The sequence below is a fragment of the Plantactinospora sp. B24E8 genome (genome assembly GCF_039871735.1).
GTDB lineage: Bacteria > Actinomycetota > Actinomycetes > Mycobacteriales > Micromonosporaceae > Plantactinospora.
Genome location: NZ_JBDPMH010000004.1, coordinates 359,751 through 380,632, shown reverse-complemented (window position 1 = coordinate 380,632; position 20,882 = coordinate 359,751). Strand labels below are relative to the sequence as shown.

The following is a 20,882-nucleotide window of genomic DNA, read 5'->3' as shown; positions in this document are numbered from 1 at the left end:
CCGGTCAGCACGCTGATTCCCGCCCAGCGCCAGCCGGCGAAGCGGTTCGCCGGCCGGAGCGGGCTGCTCCGGGTCGCCGGGATCATCGGCGCGGCGGCGGGGGTCGCGGCGGCCGGGATCGCCGCCGGGGTCGCCGCCGAGCGGGCGGTGGTACGCCGTTCCAAGGCCGCCCCCGGGGACCGGTACGCGGACGAGCCCTTCGGCGAGCTGCCGTACGACGAGTCGTGCCAGATCGAGACCGCGGACGGCACCGAGATCCACGTCGAGATGGTCGGTCCGCCACCCGGCCCGGGCCGGCCGACCCTGGTCTTCGTGCACGGGTTCTGCCTCGACATGGGGACCTTCCACTTCCAGCGCAGTGTCCTGACCCGGCGGGGCGAGGACCGGATGGTCTTCTACGACCAGCCCGGACACGGCCGGTCCGGGCGGCTGGAGTCGGGTGAGTACCACCTCGCCGCCCTGGGCGAGACGCTCCGGTCGGTGATCGACCGGACCGTGCCGAGCGGCCCGATGGTGCTGGTCGGGCACTCGATGGGCGGCATGACGATCATGGCGTTCGCCGAGCGGTACCCGGAGATGTTCGGCGACCGGGTGGTCGGCACCGTGCTGATGGCCACCTCCGGCGGCCTGGTCGCGGAGACCAAGTTCGGCCTGCCGGCGATCATCGCCCGGGCCGGCGCGCCGCTGCTGCCGGTGGTCGACAACGCCACGAAACTCACCGGCACGGTGATCGACCGGGCCCGGCGGGCGTCGGCCAACCTCGCCTGGCTGCTCACCCGCCGGTACGGCTTCGGCACCCCGACCCCGAGCCCCGCCCTGGTCTCGTACGTGGAGCGGATGAACGCCCGGACCTCGACCGAGACGGTGGCCCGGTATCTGCGTACCCTCTATTCGCACGCCCGCTATCCGGCGCTGGCCGCGCTGCGGAACACCCCGACCCTGGTCATCGTCGGTGAGCGGGACATGATCACTCCGGTCACCCACTCCGAGGAGATCCTGCGCTGGCTGCCCGACGCCGAGTACGTCAAGGTGCCCGACAGCGGGCACGTGGTGATGCTCGAGCACGCCGACGAGGTGAACGAGGCGCTGCTGGACTTCCTCGACCGGCTGCCCGGACGAGCGACGACGGAGGCCGATCCGGATGACTGACGCGGTGCGTGGTGCCGAGCTGGTCCGTGACCTGCCCACGGTGGCCGACACCCGGGAGTTCGGGCGTCGGCTCGCCGACCTGCTGCGCCCCGGTGACCTGCTGGTCCTGGTCGGCCCGCTCGGCGCCGGCAAGACCGCCCTGGTCCAGGGGATCGCCGCCGGGCTGGGCGTGTTCGGCGACGTGACGTCGCCGACCTTCGTGATCGCCCGGGTGCACCGGCCGGACCGGTCCCGGGGCGGCTGGGTGACCCTGGTGCACGCGGACGCGTACCGGCTCGGGGACGCGGTCGACCCGCGTGCCGAGATCGACGACCTCGACCTGGACGCCTCGATGGACGAGGCGGTCACCGTGGTCGAGTGGGGCGAGGGCATGGTCGAGCAGTTGGCCGACGCGCATCTGCGGGTCCGGCTCGACCGGCGGGACGACGACACCCGGGAGGTCACGCTGATCCCGGTCGGCGGTGACTGGGCGCAGCGGCTCGGTTCGCTCTGAGGGCTCGGCTGGTCCGGTGTCACACCGGGCTTCTAGAGTGCGGGGAACGTTCGTGCACCCGAGAGGCGAGCCCCCGATGACCCTGGATTCTGCGGCGACCGGTTCTCCGGCGGCCCATGACCCGACGGCCCTGGACCTTCCGGCCCTGCTGCCGCCGGCCTGGCGTGCGGCGTTGGAGCCGCACCTCGACCCGGCGGTCACCGCCGCGCTGGGCGAGTTCGTCGCCGCGGAGTACGCGACCGAGACGGTCTTCCCGCCGCTTGAGGACCTCTTCGCCGCGTACCGGCTCTGTGGGCCGGAGCAGACCCGGGTGCTGATCCTGGGCCAGGACCCGTACCACAAGGCCGGCCAGGCGCACGGGCTCAGCTTCAGCGTGCGGGACGGGGTCAGCGTTCCGCCGTCGCTGCGCAACGTCTACAAGGAACTCGCCGAGGACCTGGGGGTGCCGGTCTCGCGCAGCGGCAACCTGACCCGCTGGGCGAGTCAGGGGGTGCTGCTGCTCAACGCGGTGTTGACCGTGCGGCAGGCCAAGCCGGGCTCCCACGCCAACAAGGGCTGGGAGGAGTTCACCGACGCGACCATCCGGGCCCTCGACGCCCGGTCGGAGCGGGTGGTCTTCCTGCTCTGGGGCGGGTACGCCCGCAAGAAGGCCGCCCTGGTCACCAATCCGGCGCACGTGGTGTTGGAGGCCGGTCACCCGAGCCCGATGAACCCGCGCGGCTTCCTCGGCAGCCGTCCGTTCAGTGCCGCCAACAAGGCCCTCGCCGATGCCGGCCTGCCGACGATCGACTGGGACCTGACCGCAGCCTGAGTCACCCGGCCTGCCGTTCGCGCCAACGGCGTAGTAGCGCGGCGGTGGCCGGGTCGGTCACCTCGACCAGCGCCAGCGGCACCACCTGGTAGCTCCGGCCGCCGTGCCGGACCTCGATGGTCTCCGGCAGCTCGTCGCACATCCGCGCCCGGACCACCCCGCCGACGACCCGCCACCGGTGCTCCCCGGGCTCGCGCGGATCGATCCGGACGAAGCCGAACTCCTCCCACCGGGCGTTCCACCGTTCGGCCCAGTTGCGGGTCAGCCAGGCCGTGAACTGGTCGGCGTCGGACCAGCGGACGTTGATCTCCAGGTCGTCGTCGGGCAGCGGCGCGCCCTGCAGCAGCGCCGCCGTGCTCCCGGTCCAGACGTACGGCAACTCGCCGAGCCGGTCGGCCATCAGGTCGAGGCGGAGGTCGCCGATGCGTTCGGTGGTGGGCGACCGGCGCAGTTCGTCGATCCGCGCGTCGAGGTGGGCGTCGAGCGGCTCGACGCGGAAGGCGAGCTGCAGGTCGAGCGCGGCGAAGAGCCGTTCCAGCATCGGCAGGCCCGGCGCCCGGGATCCCTGCTCGATCCGGGTGATCGTCGACTGGTTCAGGCCCGTACGCTCGGCCAGCCCGGCCTGGGTGAGACCGTGGCGTTCCCGTTGCTGGCGCAGGGTCGCGGCGAGCAGCGCGGTCAGGCGGGAGTGGGGCATCCCCGGATATTGCATGTAGTCGTTCGCGTCTCATGCCAGTACGTCATAAATATGACTCAGAGTCATATTTTTCGGCTGGCGTATTGGTTCGCTGCGACTGCGTCGGGTAGCCGGACCGCTACCTGGGCGACGGTGGGCGCCCGACCGCCGGGTCCCGCGAGCGCGGCGGAGCCGCCCGGTTAGGGTGCCTATGTGCTCGTACTCGTGCTGGACTCGTCGACTCCGGCGGTGACCGCCGCGCTGGCGGAGATCACCGCCGACGGTGTGCTGCTCCGTGCCGAGCGGAGCCGGGTCGACGCCCGGGCCCACGGTGAACTGCTCGCCCCGGAGGTGGCCGAGGTGCTCGCCGAGGTCGGCGCCCGGGCGGCCGACCTGACCGCCGTGGTCGCCGGCGTCGGGCCCGGACCGTTCACCGGACTACGGGTCGGCCTGGTCACCGCGGCGAGCATGGGCCAGGTGCTGGACATTCCGACGTACGCGGTCGGCTCGCTCGACGCGATCGGCCACGCCGCCACCCATCCCCGCTCGGACGCGGCCCCCGAGGTCGGGCCAATCCTGGTCGCCACCGACGCGCGACGTCGCGAGATCTACTGGGCGGTCTACGACCTGACCGGCGACCGGCTGGTCGGCCCGGCGGTCGACGCCCCCGCGGTGGTCGCGCAGCGGGCCGCCGAGCTGGGTGTCCGGGTCGCGGTCGGCGAGGGGGCGGGACGGTACGCCGACATTCTCGGCCTGCCGCCCCGGGCCGGGCTGGACCACCCGCCGGCGTACGCGTTGGCCGAACTCGCGGCGGACCGGGTCCGGTCCGGTGCGCCCGGCGACCGACTCACCCCGCTCTACCTGCGCCGCCCGGACGCGGTCGCGGCTGCCGGCCGCAAGCCGGTCCTGCGGTAGGTGACCAGGCCCGTGACCAGGTTGAGCCGGTTCCGCTGGTGGCACATCACCGAGGCGCTGCCGATCGAGGACGACCTGTTCGGCGCCGAACGCTGGTCACCGGCGATGTTCTGGAACGAACTCGCGAACGGGCACTACTACGTGGCGGCGCTGGACGCCTCCGACGCCCTGATCGGCTACGCCGGACTCGCGGTCGCCCCGCCCGACGAGGCCTGGGTGCAGAACGTGGCGGTACGCCGGGACGTCCAGCGCGGCGGCATCGGCCGGATGCTGCTGACCGACCTGCTGGCCGAGGCGACCCGACGTGGCGTACGTCGGGTGCTGCTGGAGGTGGCGGTGGACAACGCCCCGGCCCAACGGCTCTACGCGACGTACGGCTTCGAGCCGGTCGGGATCCGACGCGGCTACTACCAACCGAGCAACACCGACGCCCTGGTCATGCAGGCAGACCTGGACCGGGCCGAGCTCGACCGGACCGAACTGGAACAGGCGAACGATGGCTGACGAACCACTGATCCTCGGGATCGAGACCTCCTGCGACGAGACCGGCGTCGGTGTCGTACGCGGACACACCCTGCTCGCCGACGCGCTCGCGTCCAGTGTGGAGGAACACGCCCGGTTCGGCGGGGTGGTGCCCGAGGTGGCCAGTCGGGCCCACCTGGAGGCGATCGTGCCGACCATGCAGCGGGCGCTCGACGAGGCCAAGGTGACCCTGGCCGACATCGACGCGATCGCCGTCACCGCCGGACCCGGCCTGGCCGGCGCCCTGCTCGTCGGGGTCGCCGCCGCCAAGGGGTACGCGCTCGCCGCCGAGAAACCCGTGTACGGCGTCAACCACCTCGCCGCGCACGTCGCGGTCGACACCCTGGAACACGGTCCGCTGCCCGAACCGGCGATCGCCCTGCTGGTCTCCGGCGGACACTCGTCCCTGCTGATGATCGACGACCTGGCGACCGGGGTGACCCCGCTCGGCGCCACCATCGACGACGCGGCCGGCGAGGCGTTCGACAAGGTGGCCCGGCTGCTCGGACTGCCGTTCCCGGGTGGGCCGCCGATCGACCGGGAGGCCCGGGCGGGCGCGGCGGACGCGATAGCCTTCCCGCGCGGCCTGACCGCTCCCCGGGACATGGCGGAGCACCGGTTCGACTTCTCCTTCTCCGGGCTGAAGACCGCGGTCGCCCGCTGGGTCGAGGCGCGGGAACGGGCCAGCGAGCCGGTGCCGGTGCCGGACGTGGCCGCCTCGTTCCAGGAGGCGGTCTGCGACGTGCTCACCGCCAAGGCGATCGAGGCGTGCCGTACCAACGGTGTCGAGACCCTGGTGCTCGGCGGCGGGGTGGCGGCGAACTCCCGGCTGCGCGCGATGGCCGAGGAGCGGGCCGCGAAGTACGGCATCCAGGTCCGGGTGCCCCGGCCGAAGCTCTGCACCGACAACGGCGCGATGGTGGCAGCGCTCGGATCACACCTGGTCGCCGCCGGGGTGGCGCCGAGTCGGCTGGATCTGCCCGCCGATTCCGCGATGCCGTTGACGATCGTCAGCGTGTAGTGTTCCGGCGGCGCCGAGGGCGGCGGGAGGAGCGATGGCCGACGTGATCGTACGGATGTGGGAAGCTCGGGCCGAGCGGGCCCGGACCCCGGAGCTGGTCTCGTGGGTCTGCGACACCGCACTGCCCGAAGTGGAGCACAGCCCGCTGCACATCACCAGCGAGGTCTTCTCCTCCGCCGACGACCGGGTCGTGGTCATCTCCAAGTGGCGCGGCGACCCGCTGCCGCTGCCGGAGCCGCCGCTGCGGCTCGTCGCCCGCCCGCCGCACTCCTGGGACTTCACCCAGGTCGACCGCTGACCGGTTCTGTCGGTGTGCGGCGATAGTCTGCCGGCATGCCGAGCGCCGACCTGGATGAGTTGATCGTGGCGGACGCCGAGGCACTGCGTGCCTGGCTCTCGGCCAACCACGCGACCTCACCCGGTGTCTGGCTCGCCCTGACCAGGAAGGGCGGCACAGTCACGGCCCTGACCTGGCAGCAGGCGGTCGACGAGGCCCTGTGCTTCGGTTGGATCGACGGGCAGGCCCGTAAACGGGATCAGGAAACCTCGTGGATCCGGTTCACGCCTCGCCGGCCCCGCAGCGCTTGGTCGCAACGCAACGTCGCGCACGTGGCCCGGCTGGAGGCACAGGGGCGGATGCTGGCGCCAGGCCGCGCAGCGGTGGAGGCCGCGAAGGCGGACGGGCGGTGGGCGGCCGCCTACGCCCCGCCGTCGGAAGCCGAGGTGCCGACCGACCTCCTGACCGCCATCGCGGCCGATCCCGCCGCGCAGGCCATGTTCGACGTACTCACCAAGACCAACCGGTTCGCTCTCATCCACCGCCTCAACGCCGTCAAACGAGCGGAGACCCGGGCGCGGAAGATATCCGAGTTCGTTGCCATGTTGGCCCGTCAGGAGACGATCCACCCGCAGAAGGCCAAGCCCTCGGAGCGGCCGTAGTCGTGGCTCCCCGTCGGCGGCCCGGACCCGCGGGCGGGGCGTACGGGGCTGGTCACCGGGTATAGCGCTTGCCGGTCGAGGATCCGAGACCCGGAAAGCGACATCGGGAGGGAACCAGGGATGGTCAGCCCAAAGCACGCCGATCCGTTCCATGCGGGGGAGAAGAGCGACGGTCAGGTGCGGAACAGTCAGCCGCTGTTCCACCAGTACGGCCAGGAGGTGCAGCGGTTCGGGGACGTACGCCTGTTCCCGATCGCCCTGGGCTACAACTCCAGGGCCGAGAGTTGCCAGCTGCTGAACCACATCCTGGCCGACACGATCATCCTCTACAACCTGTACAAGAAGCACCACTGGTTGGTCCGGGGGCACACCTTCTACCAGTTGCACCTGCTGCTCGACAAGCATGCCGACGAGCAGCTCAAGCTGGTCGACCTGATGGCGGAACGGGTGCAGACCCTCGGCGGGGTCGCCGTCGCCGATCCTCGGCACGTGGCGGAGCTGACCACGATCCCGCGCCCGCCGAACGGGGCCGAGCAGGTGCCGGCGATGCTCTCCCGGCTCCTCGAAGCGCACGAGATCGTGATCACGAAGGTCCGGGACGCGGTGGACAAGACCGCCGACAACCGTGACGACGGTACGAACGACATCCTGGTCAGCGAGGTACTGCGGACCAACGAACTGCAGGTGTGGTTCATCGCGGAACATCTGGTGGACGTACCGGCGGTGCGGATCGACCAGGACGGCTGACGGGAGGACCGTCGGCGCTCGGCCGCCGGCTCAACCGCCGGTCCGGCCGTAGACGACCAGCGCCCAGGCGAGGCAGCCGAAGGTCGCCGTGTTGGCGAGTGCGCGGACGACGTTCCAGGTGGCCCAGGTGGATTCGAAGTGTGCGCGTACGGCTGCCAGGTCGGCGATGCGGTCGGGGTTGCCGGCCGCCGCGAGCTGGTTGTTGAGCGGCACGTTGACGACGCCGGTGACGACCAGCACCACCACGTAGAGCGCGAGTCCACAGAGGATCCACGTCAGTGCCGGCCGGCCCTCGCCCCGCCAGGCGAGCAGCGCCGACACGGTGAGGAACAGCAGGGCACCGAGGAAGCTCAGCAGGAACCAACCGTTGACGATGGTCACGTTGATCCGCTGCATGGCGTCGACGAAGGTGCGGTTGTCAGCCCCTCTCAGTGCTGGCATGACCGCGTACGCGAAGGCGGTGAAGAGTCCGGCCATCAGCCCGGTGCTGACGGTGGCGGCGATCAGCGAGACGTGTTGCAGGAGTCTGACGGTCATGGAGACCAGTCAAGTGCAGAAGGCGTGAGACGGTACATGGCTGAAACGCGCAGTCTTGTGTTCAATCGTCTACGTGGACGCGTTCACCAGTCTCCTCGACGGACCCCGGGCGCACGGCGCGTTCCTGCTGCGTTCGGTGCTCGCCCCGCCCTGGTCGATGCGGATCGAGGACCGGGCGCCGCTGACCCTGGTCGCGATGGTTCGGGGTGACGCCTGGATCGTCCCCGACAAGGGTGCGGCGGTCCGACTCGATCCGGGGGACGTGGCGGTGGTCCGCGGTCCCGACCCGTACTTGGTCGCCGACGAGCCGACGACGGCGCCGCAGGTCGTCATCCGGCCGGACCAGGTCTGCGTCGCCGCGGACGGCCGAGAACTGTCCGGGATGGTGGAGCAGGGGGTACGGACCTGGGGCAACCGCGCGGACGGCCCGACGATGCTGCTCACCGGCACGTACGCGATGCAGGGTGAGGTCAGCCGGCGCCTGCTCGGGGTGTTGCCGCCGCTGCTGGTCGTCCCGGGTGACTCCTGGGATTCGCCGCTGGTCCGGCTGCTGGCGACCGAGATCGTGCGGAACGATCCCGGTCAGGAGGCGGTTCTCGACCGCCTGCTCGACCTGCTGGTGATCGCCGTGTTACGGGAGTGGTTCGGCCGGCCCGGCGCCGAGGCGCCCGCCTGGTACCGGGCGTACGGCGATCCGGTCGTCGGGCCGGCACTGCGGATGCTTCACGACGATCCGGCGCAGCCCTGGACGGTGGCGACCCTGGCTGCCCGGGTCGGGGTCTCCCGGGCGGCCCTCGCCCGCCGGTTCACCGCACTGGTCGGTGAACCGCCGATGTCGTACCTCACCGGGTGGCGGCTGGCGCTCGCCGCCGACCTGCTGCGCGAGCCGGACGCCACTGTCGGTGTGGTCGCCCGCCAGGTCGGTTACGGCAGTTCCTTCGCGTTGAGCACCGCGTTCAAGCGCCACCGTGGGGTGAGCCCTCGGGAGTACCGGTCGGCTGTTCCGCATCCTGGCTCGGTCTAGGCTCCGACGCGTCCGATCGTCGATTTCTCCTCGGGATGGCGCCGGTGTCGCTCCTTGTCGTGCACGTTGTCGGGTTGGCCGCGAGTGCCGTTGCGCTGCTGCTCGTCGCGCTCACCCGGTTCGCCACGGATTCGCTCGTCGAGCGGATCTTCAGTGGGATCGGGGCCGTCATTGCCGGCGTCTACGCGTACCACCTCGCGTTCCGGTACGAGGGTGGGCGGTTCATGTTCTTCGGCTGGGCTCTCATCCTGCCGTTGTACGCCGGTTTCAAGCTCTACGTCGGGTTCCGGCGACGTCATCAGGACCGGGCGGAACGGCAGGCGGCGCGGTCCGCGCAGCAGGCTGCGGACGAGTGGCGGGCAACCCGTCGCTGGTAGGGCCGCTGCTGGATGACTGGCCGGCCACCTCCACGGTGCGGGAGTCGGCGGGCGGGGCGACGAAGGCGGGCCGGCTGGCGTTGGTGAGCCAGCGCAGCAGCCACTCGACCGGCCCGTACCGGAAGCGGCGCAGCCAGAGCGCGCTCAGCAGCACCTGGACGGCGAAGACGGCCAGCGCGAGGCCGAGGAGCCCGAGCGGCGAGAACCTGCCGGCGAATCCGAACCCGATGCCGGTGAAGATGATCAGGCCGGCCACCGACTGTCCCAGGTAGTTGGTGAGTGCCATCCGGCCGGCCGGGGCGAGCGCCGTCCGGACCACCGCCGTACCCGGACGGTGCATGATCCGCAGCAGGGTCGCCACGTACGCGGCGGTCAGCAGCGGTGCGGTCGCGACGCTCGCCGCGACCCCGAGGGTGTTGCCGTTGCCGCCGCTGGTCGCGTAGACGATCGCGCCGAGCAGTCCGACCGGGAAGCCGATCCACTGGATCCGGCGCAGCACCGGTTCGTTGCCGGTCACCCGGCCGAGCCACTGTCGACGTCCGGCGACCATGCCGAACAGGAACAGCCCGAGCGCGGTCGGGCCCTGCACGGTCACCGCCTGGAGGACCAGCAGCGGCAGGCCGGCGAAGTGTTCACCGATGTTCGCCTCCCAGCCGCCGAGCAGTGCCTGCGTTGCCCGCGCGCCGTTCGCCAGGGCCTCGGCCTCGTCGGGTACGAACGTCGAGCGGTCCACCAGGAACGCGCTGGCGAGCAGGCTGAGCAGCACGAGGGCGTAGAGGGCGACCGCGATCCGGATCGCGGTCCGGTCCCTCACCTGGCGGAGCAGGAGCAGGACCAGACAGGCCACCGCGTACGTGGTGAGCACGTCACCGCCGTAGAGGAGCACGATGTGCAGGGCGCCGAGGGCGAAGAGGCCGCCGATCCGGCGGAGCAAACGGGGCGTGAATGCCGTACCGGCCCGGCTCGCCGCCTGCATCTGCAGGGTGAAGCTGTACCCGAAGAGGAACGAGAACAGCACGTAGAACTTCATGTCGACGAAGACCGAGGAGAACGTGCGGACGGCGTCGTCGAGCGCCGAGCCGAAGGCGGGGTCGGTGACCAGGTTCCCCGGGTAGCCGGAGGCCATGAAGGTGATGTTGACGGCGAAGATCCCGAGCAGCGCGAACCCCCGGATCGCGTCGACGTCGAGGACTCTCCGTATGGAAGGTGCGGGAACTGTTGGACTCTGCATGCTCACTGTCGGCCTCCCCAAGGACTGCGTATGTAATACAGCGTACGTGATACAGAGTCCCTGAGATCTAGAGTGAGCGCAAGACCCGTGGGCGGAGGACGAGGAGAGGTTGCCGTGGCGGAACATCAACTTCCCCCCGTGGTGTCCCGGATGTGGGGCCGCGACACCGGCTCCCGGCACGGCCCCCGACCCAGCCTTGACCTGGGCAGGATCGTCGCCGCCGCGATCGGGGTGGCGGACCGCGACGGTCTGGAGGGGGTGACCATGGGCAGCGTCGCCAAAGAGGTCGGAATGGCGACGATGTCCCTGTACCGCTACGTCGGCAGCAAGGACGAACTGCTGATCCTGATGGCGGACGCCGCCGCTCCCGAACCGCCGCCACTGGACGGGCAGCCCTGGCGTGCGTACCTGACCGACTGGACCCGGGCCAACCGGGACTTCCTGCTCGACCGGCCCTGGGTGTTGGCGCTCGGCCAGCACACCCCGCCCGCCGGGCCCCGGGCCCTACGCTGGCTCGACCGCGCGCTCGCCGCGCTCGCCGACACCGGACTCGACCACGGTGAGCGGATCAACATCGCGACCACGCTCACCGGCTACGCCGCCCGGCAGGCGGCCATGGCGCACGCCCTGAACGGCGCCGTGGGCAAGGACACGGCCGATCAGTTCGGCGGGTTGACCGGGTACGGCGAGATCCTCGGCCAGGTCCTCGACCCGGACCGGTACCCGGAGCTGACCGCGGCGGTCCGCGCGAACGCGTTCGGCGGCGCGGCGGAGTGGGTCGACGACAGCGACTTCACCTTCGGGCTCGACCTGCTGCTCGACGGCATCCAGGCGCTGATCTCCCGGGGTCGCGGCGACAGACGAAGATCTTGACGGGGCAGGGGGCCAGAGGTTGACTCAGGGTATGGGCCCCGCCTCCGCAGAAGGACAAAATTCGTTGGCCGGGTCGAATGCGGCTGACCGCCAGACGGCTTCTTGGTCGAGCGCGACGAGACCGTCGCAGCCTGATCACACGTCACCGACGACACCGATTGACAATTGCTCCCGCCGCTCGTCTGCTTGACTCCCGGCTCCTCCAACGCGGGACATTGTCGCCGGCTTGGTATCGGCCACGCTCGCATTCAGCGGCTTCAACCAGATCCAGCGCCTGGTCGTCGCCGATGGCGGCCACCTGGTGATTCACCCCGCAATTGGCTAGGTTGCCCTCACCTTGGCCGATTCTCACAGGGGGAGTGGCAGCCGTGCGGCAAGAGCACAAGACCTTTCAGGCGATCGAGGTCGGCGACGGCGGCGACGGGCGGTGGGCCGCCTACGCCCGGGGCCTGTGGCAGGAGATGGAGGGTCTGCTGACCGAGGAGGGCCGGACTCCGGAGGGCGCGGATCGTGTTCGGGCGCTGTTCCGTGCGCACATGCCGGAACTGGTCCCGGTTCTGGACCGCCTGGCCGGCCAACTCAACCGGCCCGAGGCGGAAGTCTTCCTCACACACGCGGCACTGCGGCCGTTCTCCCAGGCGTGCACCCAGATCGGCAGGAACGGCATTCTGCTGCGCAACTATGACCTACGGCCAGATCAGTGCGAAGGGACCATCGTCTCCTCCTGCTTCCTGCGCCCCGTGATCGGAATGCAGGACATGCTGTGGGGCTTGCTGGACGGGATGAACGACGCCGGTCTCGCGGTCTCGCTCACCTGGGGCGGACGTTCCGTCTACGGACGCGGCTTCGCCATTCTCATCCTCGTGCGCTACCTGCTGGAAACGTGCGACACCGTCGATGAGGCGGTCGACAGGCTGCGGTCCCTACCGGTCGCCGTCCCCCAGAACCTCACCCTTGTCGATCCCACCAAGGCGGTGACGGTGTTCGTGGGGCCGGATATGTCACCGACGGTGGCACCGGACGCCTGCGCCGCCAACCACCAGCACCTGCCGGTGACCGACGAGCAGGAGCGTGCCCTGCGGACGCAGGAGCGGCTGCACGCCATTCGCGCCGCGGGTGTGGACGACGTGGCGGCGATGCTGAAGCCGCCGCTATACCAATCCGTCGACGAGCAGGGGTCAAGAACGCTCTACACAGCCCACTACCGGCCCGTCGACGGCCGTGTGACGTACTACTGGCCCGGTGAGTCCTGGCAACAGTCCTTCGGCGACTTCACACCCGGATCCCGCACCGTGACCTTGGGCCGGACCAGCTGAGAGGCTTTCCGGACCCCTGCTCACCCTGCATGAAGATCCTGCAAGAACGGGATGTCACCCACCGCCGACAGGCCCTCCCTCGGCCCGCCCCGCCACGGCCACACGATGAACCGGCAGGGGCTCGGCATCGCTCCACCTGTCGGACGAGCGCCTCCCCCAATACGCCCCGACAAGGCGTCTCTCGCTACATAGTCACTAATCCACAGGTCTTGACAATTGCTCCGCCGATCGTACGACCGGTGGCGTGAGGCAGACCCATCGGCAGGGTGCCGAGGGCCGGGCCGAGCAACGCCCAGCCAGCGACCACCAGGTCGCTGGCTGATCTGACGTCGGCTCGTGTGGTGGCTAGCGGACCGAGGTGACGAAACGCCGCCAGGCGGTCGGGGTGAAGGTCAGGGCCGGCCCCGACGGGTCCTTGCTGTCGCGTACGCCGACCACACCGGTGAGGTTGTCGGCCACCTCGACGCAGGCACCGCCCGATCCGTTGCTGCGGCTGCTCTTGCGCCACCTGGCGCCGGTCAGGTCAGTCATCGCTGCACTCCTTGGCGATCGTCGCGATCAGGTCGGCCGAGCGGGAGGGATCCAGCGACAACGCTTCGAGGGCCCTCCATGCCTTAGCGTACGACGCGACCTCGGTCGGCCGGTCCAGGTAGATCGCCCCGGTCAGCGACTCGCTGTAGATGGTGGTCGGCTCCGGGGTACGCAGCCCGGTGGACGGGAAGTCGAGGATGATGAAGTTCCCGCCGGCCAGGGCCCAGTTCGTCGGGGCGGCCAGCGGCACCACCCGGACGGTCGCCGTGCCGTCGGTCGCGACCGAGTGCAGGTGGGTGAGCTGACCGGCCATCCCCGGGGTGCGGCGGCGTAACACCACCTCGTCGAGGATCACCTCCAGCTTCGGTGCCGCCGGCTTCCTGCGGCGGAGGATCTGCTGACGCTCCATCCGGACCTCCACCTGGCGTGCGATCTCCGACTCCGGCAGGTCGGGCTGAGCACGGAGCAGGTGGGTGGCGTACTCCCGGGTCTGGAGCAGTCCGGGCACCGTGAACGGTTCCCAGTGGCGTAGTCGGGAGGCGGCGGCCTCCAGCCCGACGTACAGCTCGAACCAGGCGGGGACGGCGTCGCCGTACGCGTGCCACCAGCCCTTCGCCTTCGTCTGGGTGGAGAGCCCGATCAGCGCCTCGGTCATCTCCCCCGGCACCCCGTACGCCCGGCACAGGAGCAGGACGTCGGCCTTGCGGGCGGCGGCGCTGCCGCTCTCGATCCGGTACATGGTCGTCCGCGAGTACTCCAACTCCTGGGCGGCCGCCTCCAGCGAGAGTCCCGCCTGCTCGCGGGCGATCCGGAGGTGGCGTCCGAGCTGCCGGCGCGGCACTGACGATCCGTTGTCGGTCATCTGGTCCCCCTGTTTCAGATTGGCACGGAAAACGTTCCATCCTGGAACACTCGACCGGTCACCATTCGGGATAGCGGCCGGTCGATCTGCTATCCCGACCCTAGGGGGTTGTGGGGGCGAACTCCAGTGGTGAGAGTGGGTGACAAGCGGTCCTGTTCGGAATTCGAGTGGCACTGACCTGCCGGGCGGGATCTGCGGGGGTCAGCTCCATTTCCCCTCCGTGGAGCTGACCCCCATCCACCGAGACGAGGGAGGTTGCCGTGCGGAACGGTCACCGGTCGCGATTGACGTCACCAACCGCAGGTCACGGGCGTGACAGGCGTCGACTCTGGCTGTGCTGCCGGTGCGGGCGATGGTGGACCTGCCCTCGCCGAAGCCGGCCGGTTGCGCTTCTCCCGCGCTTTCCGTGCTCTGTTTCGTCGGTGTTAACGGCAGATCCGAATATTCCTCAGAAGTCGCTCCGGATTCCGTCGCGGAATAGCTGGGCAGGCTGGGACCGACCCACCCGGGCCGACGGTTATTTCACGCTCGGCCAACTCCGCCGGGGCCGAACGACGGACGGAGTGCGGCGGTGACCGAAGAGAGAACGGAGGAGGGGGCAAAGGCCGTCTCCGACGAACTCCGGCACCTTCCGCTGCGTCCGCTCTGGCTCTGCCGACACGACGGGCAGCCGTGGCCGTGCGGCGCCGCCCGGGTCACCCTCTCCCGGGAGTACGCGCACGACCGGCTGGCCCTCTGCGTCTACCTCGGGCTCTCGCTCGCCGAGGCGTACCTCGACCTGACCCGACTGCACCCGGACACCGCGCCCGGGCCCGGCGCGCTCACCGAGCGTTTCCTCGGTTGGGTCCGTCTCCGGTAGCCGGTGGTTAACCAGCCTGCCCGATGGTGGTGCCGGTGCGCGCCGCCCGCCCGGTGCCCCATTCGTACAGTGCCTGGAGTACGGGCGCCAGGCTGAGGCCCTCCTCGGTGAGCCGGTACTCGACGTGCGGAGGGTTCGTCCCGTGGTCGTGGCGGACGACGAGTCCGTCGGCCTCCAGCTCGCGGAGCCGCTGCGTCAGCATCTTCTCGCTGATACCCGGCATCCGGCGGCGCAACTCTCCGTACCGGTGCACGCCCTCCTTCAGGTGGGCGAGGATGACCGGCCGCCACTTGCCGCCGATGACATCGACCGCCAGCTCTACCGGACAGTCGTAGCGTCGGATCATCTGGACTCCTCGCCCGTACGCACCGAATGGTGCGTACTTGATCTTTGTTGTGCTGGGTGCTGGGCTCTGACCCATGGTCATCGAGTACATCAGGTACCGCGTACCGCCGGAGCGGCTGGGCGGTTTCGAGGCGGCGTACGAGCGGGCCGCCGAGGCTTTCCGGGCCGCCCCGGAGTGTGTGGACTACGAACTGAGCCGCTGCGTCGACGATCCCGCCTGTCACGTACTGCGGATCACCTGGACGTCGGCGGAGGCGCACCTGGGCGGATTCCGGCGCGGCCCGCAGTTCCCGGCGTTCTTCGCCGAGATCAAGCCGTACGTCGAGGACATCGAGGAGATGCGGCACTACACCCGCACCCCGGTGACCGGCCCGGGCGGTGCCGCCCCGCCGACCCTGTACGAGTGGGCCGGGGGCATGGACGCCCTCGTCAAGCTCTGCGACGTCTTCTACCGGCTGGTCCGGGCCGATGCGCTGCTCGCGCCGGTGTTCGCGCGGATGGACCCCGAGCATCCCCGGCACGTGGCGGTGTGGCTCGCCGAGGTCTTCGGCGGGCCGGCCAGCTACACCGAACGGCACGGCGGCTACCCCCACATGCTGGGCAAACACCTCGGTAGGGCGATCACCGAGGCGCAACGCCGACGGTGGGTCAACCTGTTGATGGACGCCGCCGACGAGGTCGGCCTGCCGGACGATCCGGAGTTCCGTGCCGCCTTCGCCAGCTATCTGGAGTGGGGAACCCGGCTGGCGGTACAGAACTCCCAACCCGACGCGGACCCGGTCCGGGAGGCGCCGGTGCCGCGCTGGGGTTGGGGCGTGGCCCCGCCGTACCAGGGGTGACCGGTCTGCGGATCCGCCGGTGGGTTCAACCCCCTGGTTGAGGGTTTTCGGCCCGACCACGTGGCGAGGTCGGGCAGAACTCTCACAAAGGAGTTCAATGAAACGATTGAAGGTATGAACGCTGACGAGATGACCCGCCACATCCGCGACACCTACCAGGGGGTCAACGTCCTGGAAGCCGCCGGTGACCTGTTCTTCCTCTACGACCCCGACCGTGACCTGCCGCCGGAACGGCAGATGCCGTTCGCGACGATCGTCACGGGCGACCGGTACGACAGCGTCTCCCACCTCGACCGACCCGACACCTACCGGCTCAACCTGGGGCTGACCAAGGCGGGGTACGTCGCCCGGTTCGGCACCCCGCCCACCGAACGCGACGAGCGTGGCGCGTGGCGGACCGGCGTCGACTACGCCGCCACCGACGTGCTGATGCCGCACCCCGAGTACGCGTCCCAGTACTGGGTCTGCGTGGTCAACCCGGGTACGACGAGCCTGCCCGAGGTCCGCGAACTGCTCCGCGAGGCGTACGAGTTCGCCGCCCGCAAACACGCCAACCACCGGGCCCGGCGGAGTTAGCGCGGCTGGTCGCCGGCACCCCGGACCGGTCGTACCGGATCGGTAGGGTGCCGGCGTGGCGGACATGTACGAGTTCATGGTGTCGATGGACCTGCGGTGCGAGCTGACCGACGACGAGGTCGCCGAACTCCGCTGGCACCTGGGTCTCGGTTCCCGGCCCGAACGGCTCACCATCATCACCACGTTCCCCGAGATCGTCATCGGCGACGACGGACGGCCCGTCGAGGACGAGCGCGGCGACTGGGTGTACGAGGACCGGCCGCGACCGGTGTGGGACCTGGTCCAGGCAGGGACCAGCAAGATCGGCGGAGCCGCTGTCTCCGCGTTCGACCTGCACGAGGACCGGTACGGCCGACGCTGGGGGCTGACCTGTCGGTGGGCCGTCCATCCCGAGGACTGCCCCGAGGTGGGGAAACTGTTCGGCTGGCTGGTCGGCAGGTGTGTCGGCGACGAGCGGTTCTTCGGCTACCTGCGCTGGTTCGAGGAGGACTGGCCGGACACCCGGCTGGGCATCGCCGACAACACCCTGATGACCTACGTCGACGGACGTCCGCCGAAGCCGTTCGCCAGCCTCGGCTGAACGGGGCGGGACAGCGTCGGCCGAGTCCCCGGTGCGGCGGGCTGCCCGGTCCGGATGAGTAGGGAAAACCGGTGGCGATCGTGGCGACCGGGTCATAGCGTCGCGGGCGATGCGCTCCTTACCCGTACCCGATCCCGGCAGGCCGGACCACCGGTCGGCGACCAGGTTCCTGCTCTGGCACGCCGCCCGGATCTGGCCCACGCTCGCCGCCGGCATGGCGCTGGCCGTGGTCTCGTACGTCGGCCAGGCGCTGATGCCGGCCGTGCTCGGTAAGGCGATCGACGCCGGGATCGTCGGGCGGGACGCCGACGCGCTGCTGCGCTGGGCACTGGTGCTGCTCGCGGTCGGGGTCGGGCAGGCGGTCGCCGGGATCATCCGGCACCGGTTCGCGGTCTACAACTACCTGGCCGGGGCGTACCGGACCGTGCAGCTCACCATCGACAAGGCCAACCAGCTCGGAGCGACGCTGCCGAAACGGCTCGCCACCGGTGAGGTGGTCAGCATCGGCACCGCCGACATCAGCCACATCGGCGGGGCGCTCGACATCCTCTCCCGGGGCACCGGTTCGATCTTTGCGATCGGCACCATCATGGCGATCCTGCTCGCCACCTCGGTCCCGCTCGGGCTGGTGGTGCTGCTCGGCGTACCGGCGCTGATGGTGATCGTCGGGCTGCTGATCCGACCGCTGCACCGCCGGCAGGAGACGTACCGCGACCAGCAGGCGACCCTCACCACCCGGGCCAGCGACATCGTCTCCGGGCTGCGGGTGCTGCGCGGTGTCGGCGGTGAGGCGGTCTTCGCGGCCCGCTACCGCGCCGAGTCGCAGACGCTGCGCGGCGACGGAATCCGGGTGGCCCGGGTCGAGGCGCTGCTGGAGTCGGCGCAGGTGCTGCTCCCCGGCGTCTTCCTGGTGCTGGTCACCTGGCTCGGCGCCCGGTTCGCGCTGCGTGGCGAGATCACCGTCGGGCAGCTCGTCTCCTTCTACGGCTACACCGTCTACCTGGTCGGCCCGCTGCGCACCGTGAGCGAGATGATCGACCGGATCGTCCGGGGACACGTCTCGGCCCGCCGGGTCGTCGCACTGCTGCGGCTGGCTCGGGAGGTCACCGAACCGGCCCGACCGGCCACCGTGCCGGACGGCCCCGGCGAGCTGGTCGACATCGAGTCCGGAGTCACCGTCCGGCCGGGCCGGTTGACCGCCCTGGCCGCCGCGGTACCCGCCGACGCCGTCGAGATCGCCGACCGTCTCGGCCGGTACGTCGACAGCGACGCGACGCTGCACGGCGTACCCCTGCGGGAGCTGGCGCTGGCGACGGTCCGGCGCCGGATCATGGTGGCCGACAACGGCGCGCGGCTCTTCTCCGGGGCGCTGCGCGCCGAGCTGGACCCGCACGACACCGCCGACGTGGCGGCCGTCGAGGCGGCGTTGACCGCGGCCAGCGCCACCGACATCGTCGAGGCGCTGCCCGGCGGGCTCGCCGCCGGCCAGGTCGCCGAGCGCGGCCGGGAGTTCTCCGGCGGCCAGCAGCAGCGGCTGCGGCTGGCCCGGGCCCTGGTCGCCGACCCGGAGACGCTGATCCTGATCGAACCGACCAGTGCGGTCGACGCGCACACCGAGGCGCGGATCGCACAGCGGCTCGGCCCGGCCCGGCGTGGCCGGACCACCGTGGTCTGCACGACCAGCCCGCTGGTGCTGGACCGGGCCGACCACGTGGTCTTCGTCGAGGACGGCAAGGCGGTGGCCGAGGGTACGCACCGCGAACTGCTGGCGAACGAGCCCCGGTACGCCGCCACGGTGACCCGGGCCGAGGAGGAATGATGGCGGGGCAGCGCCCCACGTTGCCGGTCGCCGACGCGGCGCAGGTCCGACGCTACGCCCGGACGCTGTTCCGCCGGCATCCGCGCGGGCTCGCCGCGGTCCTCGGGCTGCACGCGTTGGCCGCGGTCACCGGACTCGCCGCGCCCCGACTCCTCGGCGAGTTGGTGGAGCGGGTGTCCGCCGGTACGACCAGCGTCACCGTCGACCGGGTGGCGATGGCGATCGCCGGCTTCGTGCTGGCCCAGGCGGTGCTGATCCGGTTCGCGCACTTCGCCTCGGCCCGGCTCGGCGAGCGGGTGCTGGCCGAGCTGCGTGAGGAGTTCGTCGACCGGATCCTCGCCATCCCACTCTCCACGGTGGAGCGTGCCGGCACCGGTGATCTGCTGACCCGGACCACCCGGGACGTCGCCGCCCTCTCCCGGTCGGTCCGGTTCGCGGTGCCGGAGACGCTGATCGCGGTGGTCACCGCCCTCCTGGTCGTCGGTGCGATCGTGCTGACCAGCCCGTTGCTGCTGTTGCCCGGTCTGGTCTCGGTGCCGCTGTTCTGGTTCGCCACCCGCTGGTACCTGCACCGGGCCGGTCCCGGCTACCTGGCGGAGAGCGCCGCGTACGCGGACATCACCGACGGGATCAGCGAGACGGTGGAGGGGTCGCGCAGCACCGAGGTGCTCGGCCAGCAGCGCCGCCGCCGGGCCCGTACCGACGCCCACATCGCCCGGTCGTACGCCGCCGAGCGGTACACGATGTGGCTGCGTACCGTCTTCTTCCCGCTCGCCGAGCTCGGGTACCTGCTGCCGGTCGTCGCGACGCTGCTCTGCGGTGGGTGGTTCTATCTGCGGGGCTGGGTCAGCCTCGGCGAGGTCACCGCCGCGACCCTGTACGTGCAGCAGTTGATGGATCCGATCGACCGGCTGCTCTCCTGGTTGGACGAGGTGCAGGTGGGTGGGGCGTCGCTGGCGCGGCTGCTCGGGGTGTCGTCTGCCCCGTCCGAGGATGGAGAGCGTCGGGGACCTTCTGGTGGGGAGGGTCGGGGGCCGTACGTCCGTGCCGCCTCCGCTGGTGGTCCGGGATGTGCGGTACGCCTACCAGGAGCGGCGGGACGTGCTGCACGGGGTCAGCCTGGAGCTGCGCGCCGGAGAGACGCTCGCCATGGTCGGTCCGTCCGGGGCCGGCAAGTCGACACTCGGTCGGCTGCTCGCCGGCATCCACCAGCCGCGTACCGGCTCGGTTGCGGTCGGCGGGGTGCCGCTGACGGAGCTGTCACCGGACCAGCTCCGGACCGAGGTCGCGCTGGTCACCCAGGAACACCACGTGTTCATCGGTACGCTGCGCGACAACCTGACCATGGTGCGGCCGGCGGCTTCCGAGGCCCAGGTACGGAGCGCGCTGGCCGCGGTCGACGCGCTCGACTGGGCGGAGGAGTTGCCGGAGGGGTTGGCGACGGTGGTCGGCTCGGCGGGGCATCCGCTCTCCGCCGCCCAGGCCCAGCAGTTGGCGTTGGCCCGGCTGGTGCTGGCCGACCCGCACACCCTGGTGCTGGACGAGGCGACGTCGCTGATCGACCCCCGGGCGGCCCGGCATCTGGAGCGGTCGCTCGCGGCGGTGCTGCGGGGTCGTACCGTGGTCGCGATCGCGCACCGGCTGCACTCGGCGCACGACGCGGACCGGGTGGCGGTGGTCGAGGACGGCCGGATCACCGAGCTGGGGCCGCATGCCGAGCTGGTCGCCGCCGGTGGTTCGTACGCGGCGCTGTGGCGTTCCTGGCACGGGGTGGATCAGGACTGATCCGGCGGTTCGGCGGCGGTTCGGCCGGTCGGGTCCCATCGGCCCAGGATTGCAA

At 70.9% G+C, this 20,882-nt stretch carries 24 protein-coding genes and 1 pseudogene; 19 read left to right on the top strand and 6 right to left on the bottom strand.

Translation table 11 applies throughout. The annotated features are described in order from the left end of the window. Positions 1–63 precede the first annotated feature (63 nt). The 3 genes from ABGB21_RS09915 to ung all read left to right on the top strand — a co-directional run bounded on the left by ABGB21_RS09915 (position 64) and on the right by ung (position 2,453). On the top strand, positions 64–1,149 hold the full coding sequence (locus ABGB21_RS09915; RefSeq protein WP_347653417.1) for an alpha/beta hydrolase: 1,086 nt from the start codon (positions 64–66) through the stop codon (positions 1,147–1,149). Then, positions 1,142–1,642 (top strand): tRNA (adenosine(37)-N6)-threonylcarbamoyltransferase complex ATPase subunit type 1 TsaE, encoded by a 501-nt coding sequence (tsaE, locus tag ABGB21_RS09910; protein ID WP_347677409.1) that lies wholly within the window; start codon positions 1,142–1,144, stop codon positions 1,640–1,642. The genes ABGB21_RS09915 and tsaE overlap by 8 nt, the downstream gene beginning before the upstream one ends. Before the next feature lie 76 nt (positions 1,643–1,718). Beyond that, complete coding sequence (gene ung / locus ABGB21_RS09905) at positions 1,719–2,453, top strand: uracil-DNA glycosylase (RefSeq protein ID WP_347653341.1); 735 nt, start codon at positions 1,719–1,721, stop codon at positions 2,451–2,453. A gap of 1 nt (position 2,454) precedes the next feature. Here ung and ABGB21_RS09900 read toward each other — a convergent pair whose 3' ends face one another. Next, positions 2,455–3,150: a helix-turn-helix transcriptional regulator gene (locus ABGB21_RS09900; RefSeq protein ID WP_347653342.1), complete on the bottom strand. Its 696-nt coding sequence runs from the start codon at positions 3,148–3,150 to the stop codon at positions 2,455–2,457. 192 nt (positions 3,151–3,342) lie between these two features. On the opposite strand from ABGB21_RS09900, the gene tsaB reads away from it, so the two are divergent. From tsaB to ABGB21_RS09870, 6 genes are all read left to right on the top strand, one after another. Continuing rightward, positions 3,343–4,044 carry a tRNA (adenosine(37)-N6)-threonylcarbamoyltransferase complex dimerization subunit type 1 TsaB gene (gene tsaB / locus ABGB21_RS09895; RefSeq protein WP_347653343.1) on the top strand — a complete coding sequence of 234 codons (702 nt, stop codon included), beginning with the start codon at positions 3,343–3,345 and terminating at the stop codon, positions 4,042–4,044. A 12-nt stretch (positions 4,045–4,056) separates the two neighbouring features. Beyond that, the gene (rimI, locus tag ABGB21_RS09890; protein ID WP_347653344.1) at positions 4,057–4,548 is read left to right on the top strand and encodes a ribosomal protein S18-alanine N-acetyltransferase; all 492 of its coding nucleotides are present in this window, start codon (positions 4,057–4,059) and stop codon (positions 4,546–4,548) included. Next, a complete protein-coding gene (tsaD, locus tag ABGB21_RS09885) occupies positions 4,541–5,587 on the top strand; it encodes a tRNA (adenosine(37)-N6)-threonylcarbamoyltransferase complex transferase subunit TsaD (RefSeq protein ID WP_347653345.1) in 1,047 nt (348 codons plus the stop codon). Before rimI ends, tsaD begins: the two co-directional genes overlap by 8 nt. 43 nt (positions 5,588–5,630) lie before the next feature. Then, complete coding sequence (locus ABGB21_RS09880) at positions 5,631–5,885, top strand: hypothetical protein (RefSeq protein ID WP_347653418.1); 255 nt, start codon at positions 5,631–5,633, stop codon at positions 5,883–5,885. Between the two features lie 35 nt (positions 5,886–5,920). After that, positions 5,921–6,526, top strand: coding sequence for a YdeI/OmpD-associated family protein (locus ABGB21_RS09875; RefSeq protein WP_347653346.1), 606 nt, complete (start codon positions 5,921–5,923; stop codon positions 6,524–6,526). 120 nt (positions 6,527–6,646) lie between these two features. Beyond that, positions 6,647–7,273: a DNA starvation/stationary phase protection protein gene (locus tag ABGB21_RS09870; protein WP_347653347.1), complete on the top strand. Its 627-nt coding sequence runs from the start codon at positions 6,647–6,649 to the stop codon at positions 7,271–7,273. 30 nt (positions 7,274–7,303) lie between these two features. Here ABGB21_RS09870 and ABGB21_RS09865 read toward each other — a convergent pair whose 3' ends face one another. Further along, positions 7,304–7,810 carry an anthrone oxygenase family protein gene (locus tag ABGB21_RS09865; RefSeq protein WP_347677407.1) on the bottom strand — a complete coding sequence of 169 codons (507 nt, stop codon included), beginning with the start codon at positions 7,808–7,810 and terminating at the stop codon, positions 7,304–7,306. A 73-nt stretch (positions 7,811–7,883) separates the two neighbouring features. Here ABGB21_RS09865 and ABGB21_RS09860 point away from each other — a divergent pair, with 73 nt between their 5' ends. Then, on the top strand, positions 7,884–8,834 hold the full coding sequence (locus tag ABGB21_RS09860; protein ID WP_347677405.1) for an AraC family transcriptional regulator: 951 nt from the start codon (positions 7,884–7,886) through the stop codon (positions 8,832–8,834). Positions 8,835–8,878: 44 nt separating this feature from the next. Further along, on the top strand, positions 8,879–9,211 hold the full coding sequence (locus ABGB21_RS09855; RefSeq protein ID WP_347653350.1) for a hypothetical protein: 333 nt from the start codon (positions 8,879–8,881) through the stop codon (positions 9,209–9,211). Here the strand turns inward: ABGB21_RS09855 and ABGB21_RS09850 are convergent. Beyond that, positions 9,102–10,442 (bottom strand): DUF418 domain-containing protein, encoded by a 1,341-nt coding sequence (locus ABGB21_RS09850; RefSeq protein ID WP_347677450.1) that lies wholly within the window; start codon positions 10,440–10,442, stop codon positions 9,102–9,104. The genes ABGB21_RS09855 and ABGB21_RS09850 overlap by 110 nt on opposite strands. A 114-nt stretch (positions 10,443–10,556) precedes the next feature. Between ABGB21_RS09850 and ABGB21_RS09845 the strand changes: the two genes are divergently transcribed. Together ABGB21_RS09845 and ABGB21_RS09840 are read left to right on the top strand one after the other, a co-directional pair. After that, positions 10,557–11,315 (top strand): TetR/AcrR family transcriptional regulator, encoded by a 759-nt coding sequence (locus ABGB21_RS09845; RefSeq protein WP_347653351.1) that lies wholly within the window; start codon positions 10,557–10,559, stop codon positions 11,313–11,315. A 368-nt stretch (positions 11,316–11,683) separates the two neighbouring features. Next, positions 11,684–12,631, top strand: coding sequence for a C45 family peptidase (locus ABGB21_RS09840; RefSeq protein WP_347677403.1), 948 nt, complete (start codon positions 11,684–11,686; stop codon positions 12,629–12,631). Positions 12,632–12,976: 345 nt separating this feature from the next. On the opposite strand, the gene ABGB21_RS09835 is transcribed toward ABGB21_RS09840, so the two are convergent. Beyond that, positions 12,977–13,162 carry a DUF397 domain-containing protein gene (locus tag ABGB21_RS09835; RefSeq protein ID WP_347677401.1) on the bottom strand — a complete coding sequence of 62 codons (186 nt, stop codon included), beginning with the start codon at positions 13,160–13,162 and terminating at the stop codon, positions 12,977–12,979. Then, a complete protein-coding gene (locus ABGB21_RS09830) occupies positions 13,155–14,024 on the bottom strand; it encodes a helix-turn-helix transcriptional regulator (protein WP_347677399.1) in 870 nt (289 codons plus the stop codon). Before ABGB21_RS09830 ends, ABGB21_RS09835 begins: the two co-directional genes overlap by 8 nt. A 571-nt stretch (positions 14,025–14,595) precedes the next feature. On the opposite strand from ABGB21_RS09830, the gene ABGB21_RS09825 reads away from it, so the two are divergent. Further along, positions 14,596–14,883 (top strand): hypothetical protein, encoded by a 288-nt coding sequence (locus ABGB21_RS09825; protein WP_347677397.1) that lies wholly within the window; start codon positions 14,596–14,598, stop codon positions 14,881–14,883. Positions 14,884–14,890: 7 nt separating this feature from the next. Here ABGB21_RS09825 and ABGB21_RS09820 read toward each other — a convergent pair whose 3' ends face one another. Further along, positions 14,891–15,229: a helix-turn-helix domain-containing protein gene (locus ABGB21_RS09820; protein ID WP_347677395.1), complete on the bottom strand. Its 339-nt coding sequence runs from the start codon at positions 15,227–15,229 to the stop codon at positions 14,891–14,893. A 73-nt stretch (positions 15,230–15,302) separates the two neighbouring features. Here ABGB21_RS09820 and ABGB21_RS09815 point away from each other — a divergent pair, with 73 nt between their 5' ends. The 5 genes and pseudogenes from ABGB21_RS09815 (at position 15,303) to ABGB21_RS09795 (ending at position 20,827) form a co-directional block, all read left to right on the top strand. Then, positions 15,303–16,067: an antibiotic biosynthesis monooxygenase gene (locus ABGB21_RS09815; protein WP_347653357.1), complete on the top strand. Its 765-nt coding sequence runs from the start codon at positions 15,303–15,305 to the stop codon at positions 16,065–16,067. Positions 16,068–16,181: 114 nt separating this feature from the next. Beyond that, a complete protein-coding gene (locus ABGB21_RS09810) occupies positions 16,182–16,643 on the top strand; it encodes a DUF6194 family protein (RefSeq protein ID WP_347653358.1) in 462 nt (153 codons plus the stop codon). A gap of 55 nt (positions 16,644–16,698) precedes the next feature. Continuing rightward, positions 16,699–17,223: a hypothetical protein gene (locus ABGB21_RS09805; RefSeq protein ID WP_347653359.1), complete on the top strand. Its 525-nt coding sequence runs from the start codon at positions 16,699–16,701 to the stop codon at positions 17,221–17,223. Between the two features lie 109 nt (positions 17,224–17,332). After that, a complete protein-coding gene (locus tag ABGB21_RS09800) occupies positions 17,333–19,042 on the top strand; it encodes an ABC transporter ATP-binding protein (protein ID WP_347653360.1) in 1,710 nt (569 codons plus the stop codon). Continuing rightward, positions 19,042–20,827 (top strand): annotated as a pseudogene (locus ABGB21_RS09795) (ABC transporter ATP-binding protein). Before ABGB21_RS09800 ends, ABGB21_RS09795 begins: the two are co-directional and overlap by 1 nt. Positions 20,828–20,882 lie beyond the last annotated feature (55 nt).

What these genes read in the sequence shown, in the direction of transcription:
- tsaD (WP_347653345.1), top strand. Translation starts at nt 4,541, where the DNA reads ATGGCTGACGAACCACTGATCCTCGGGATCGAGACCTCCTGCGACGAG.
- ABGB21_RS09835 (WP_347677401.1), bottom strand. Translation starts at nt 13,162, where the DNA reads ATGACTGACCTGACCGGCGCCAGGTGGCGCAAGAGCAGCCGCAGCAAC.
- tsaE (WP_347677409.1), top strand. Translation starts at nt 1,142, where the DNA reads ATGACTGACGCGGTGCGTGGTGCCGAGCTGGTCCGTGACCTGCCCACG.
- ABGB21_RS09870 (WP_347653347.1), top strand. Translation starts at nt 6,647, where the DNA reads ATGGTCAGCCCAAAGCACGCCGATCCGTTCCATGCGGGGGAGAAGAGC.
- ABGB21_RS09900 (WP_347653342.1), bottom strand. Translation starts at nt 3,150, where the DNA reads ATGCCCCACTCCCGCCTGACCGCGCTGCTCGCCGCGACCCTGCGCCAG.
- ABGB21_RS09875 (WP_347653346.1), top strand. Translation starts at nt 5,921, where the DNA reads ATGCCGAGCGCCGACCTGGATGAGTTGATCGTGGCGGACGCCGAGGCA.
- ABGB21_RS09830 (WP_347677399.1), bottom strand. Translation starts at nt 14,024, where the DNA reads ATGACCGACAACGGATCGTCAGTGCCGCGCCGGCAGCTCGGACGCCAC.
- ABGB21_RS09815 (WP_347653357.1), top strand. Translation starts at nt 15,303, where the DNA reads ATGGTCATCGAGTACATCAGGTACCGCGTACCGCCGGAGCGGCTGGGC.
- ABGB21_RS09800 (WP_347653360.1), top strand. Translation starts at nt 17,333, where the DNA reads ATGCGCTCCTTACCCGTACCCGATCCCGGCAGGCCGGACCACCGGTCG.
- ABGB21_RS09865 (WP_347677407.1), bottom strand. Translation starts at nt 7,810, where the DNA reads ATGACCGTCAGACTCCTGCAACACGTCTCGCTGATCGCCGCCACCGTC.
- ung (WP_347653341.1), top strand. Translation starts at nt 1,719, where the DNA reads ATGACCCTGGATTCTGCGGCGACCGGTTCTCCGGCGGCCCATGACCCG.
- ABGB21_RS09850 (WP_347677450.1), bottom strand. Translation starts at nt 10,442, where the DNA reads ATGCAGAGTCCAACAGTTCCCGCACCTTCCATACGGAGAGTCCTCGAC.
- ABGB21_RS09810 (WP_347653358.1), top strand. Translation starts at nt 16,182, where the DNA reads ATGAACGCTGACGAGATGACCCGCCACATCCGCGACACCTACCAGGGG.
- ABGB21_RS09820 (WP_347677395.1), bottom strand. Translation starts at nt 15,229, where the DNA reads ATGATCCGACGCTACGACTGTCCGGTAGAGCTGGCGGTCGATGTCATC.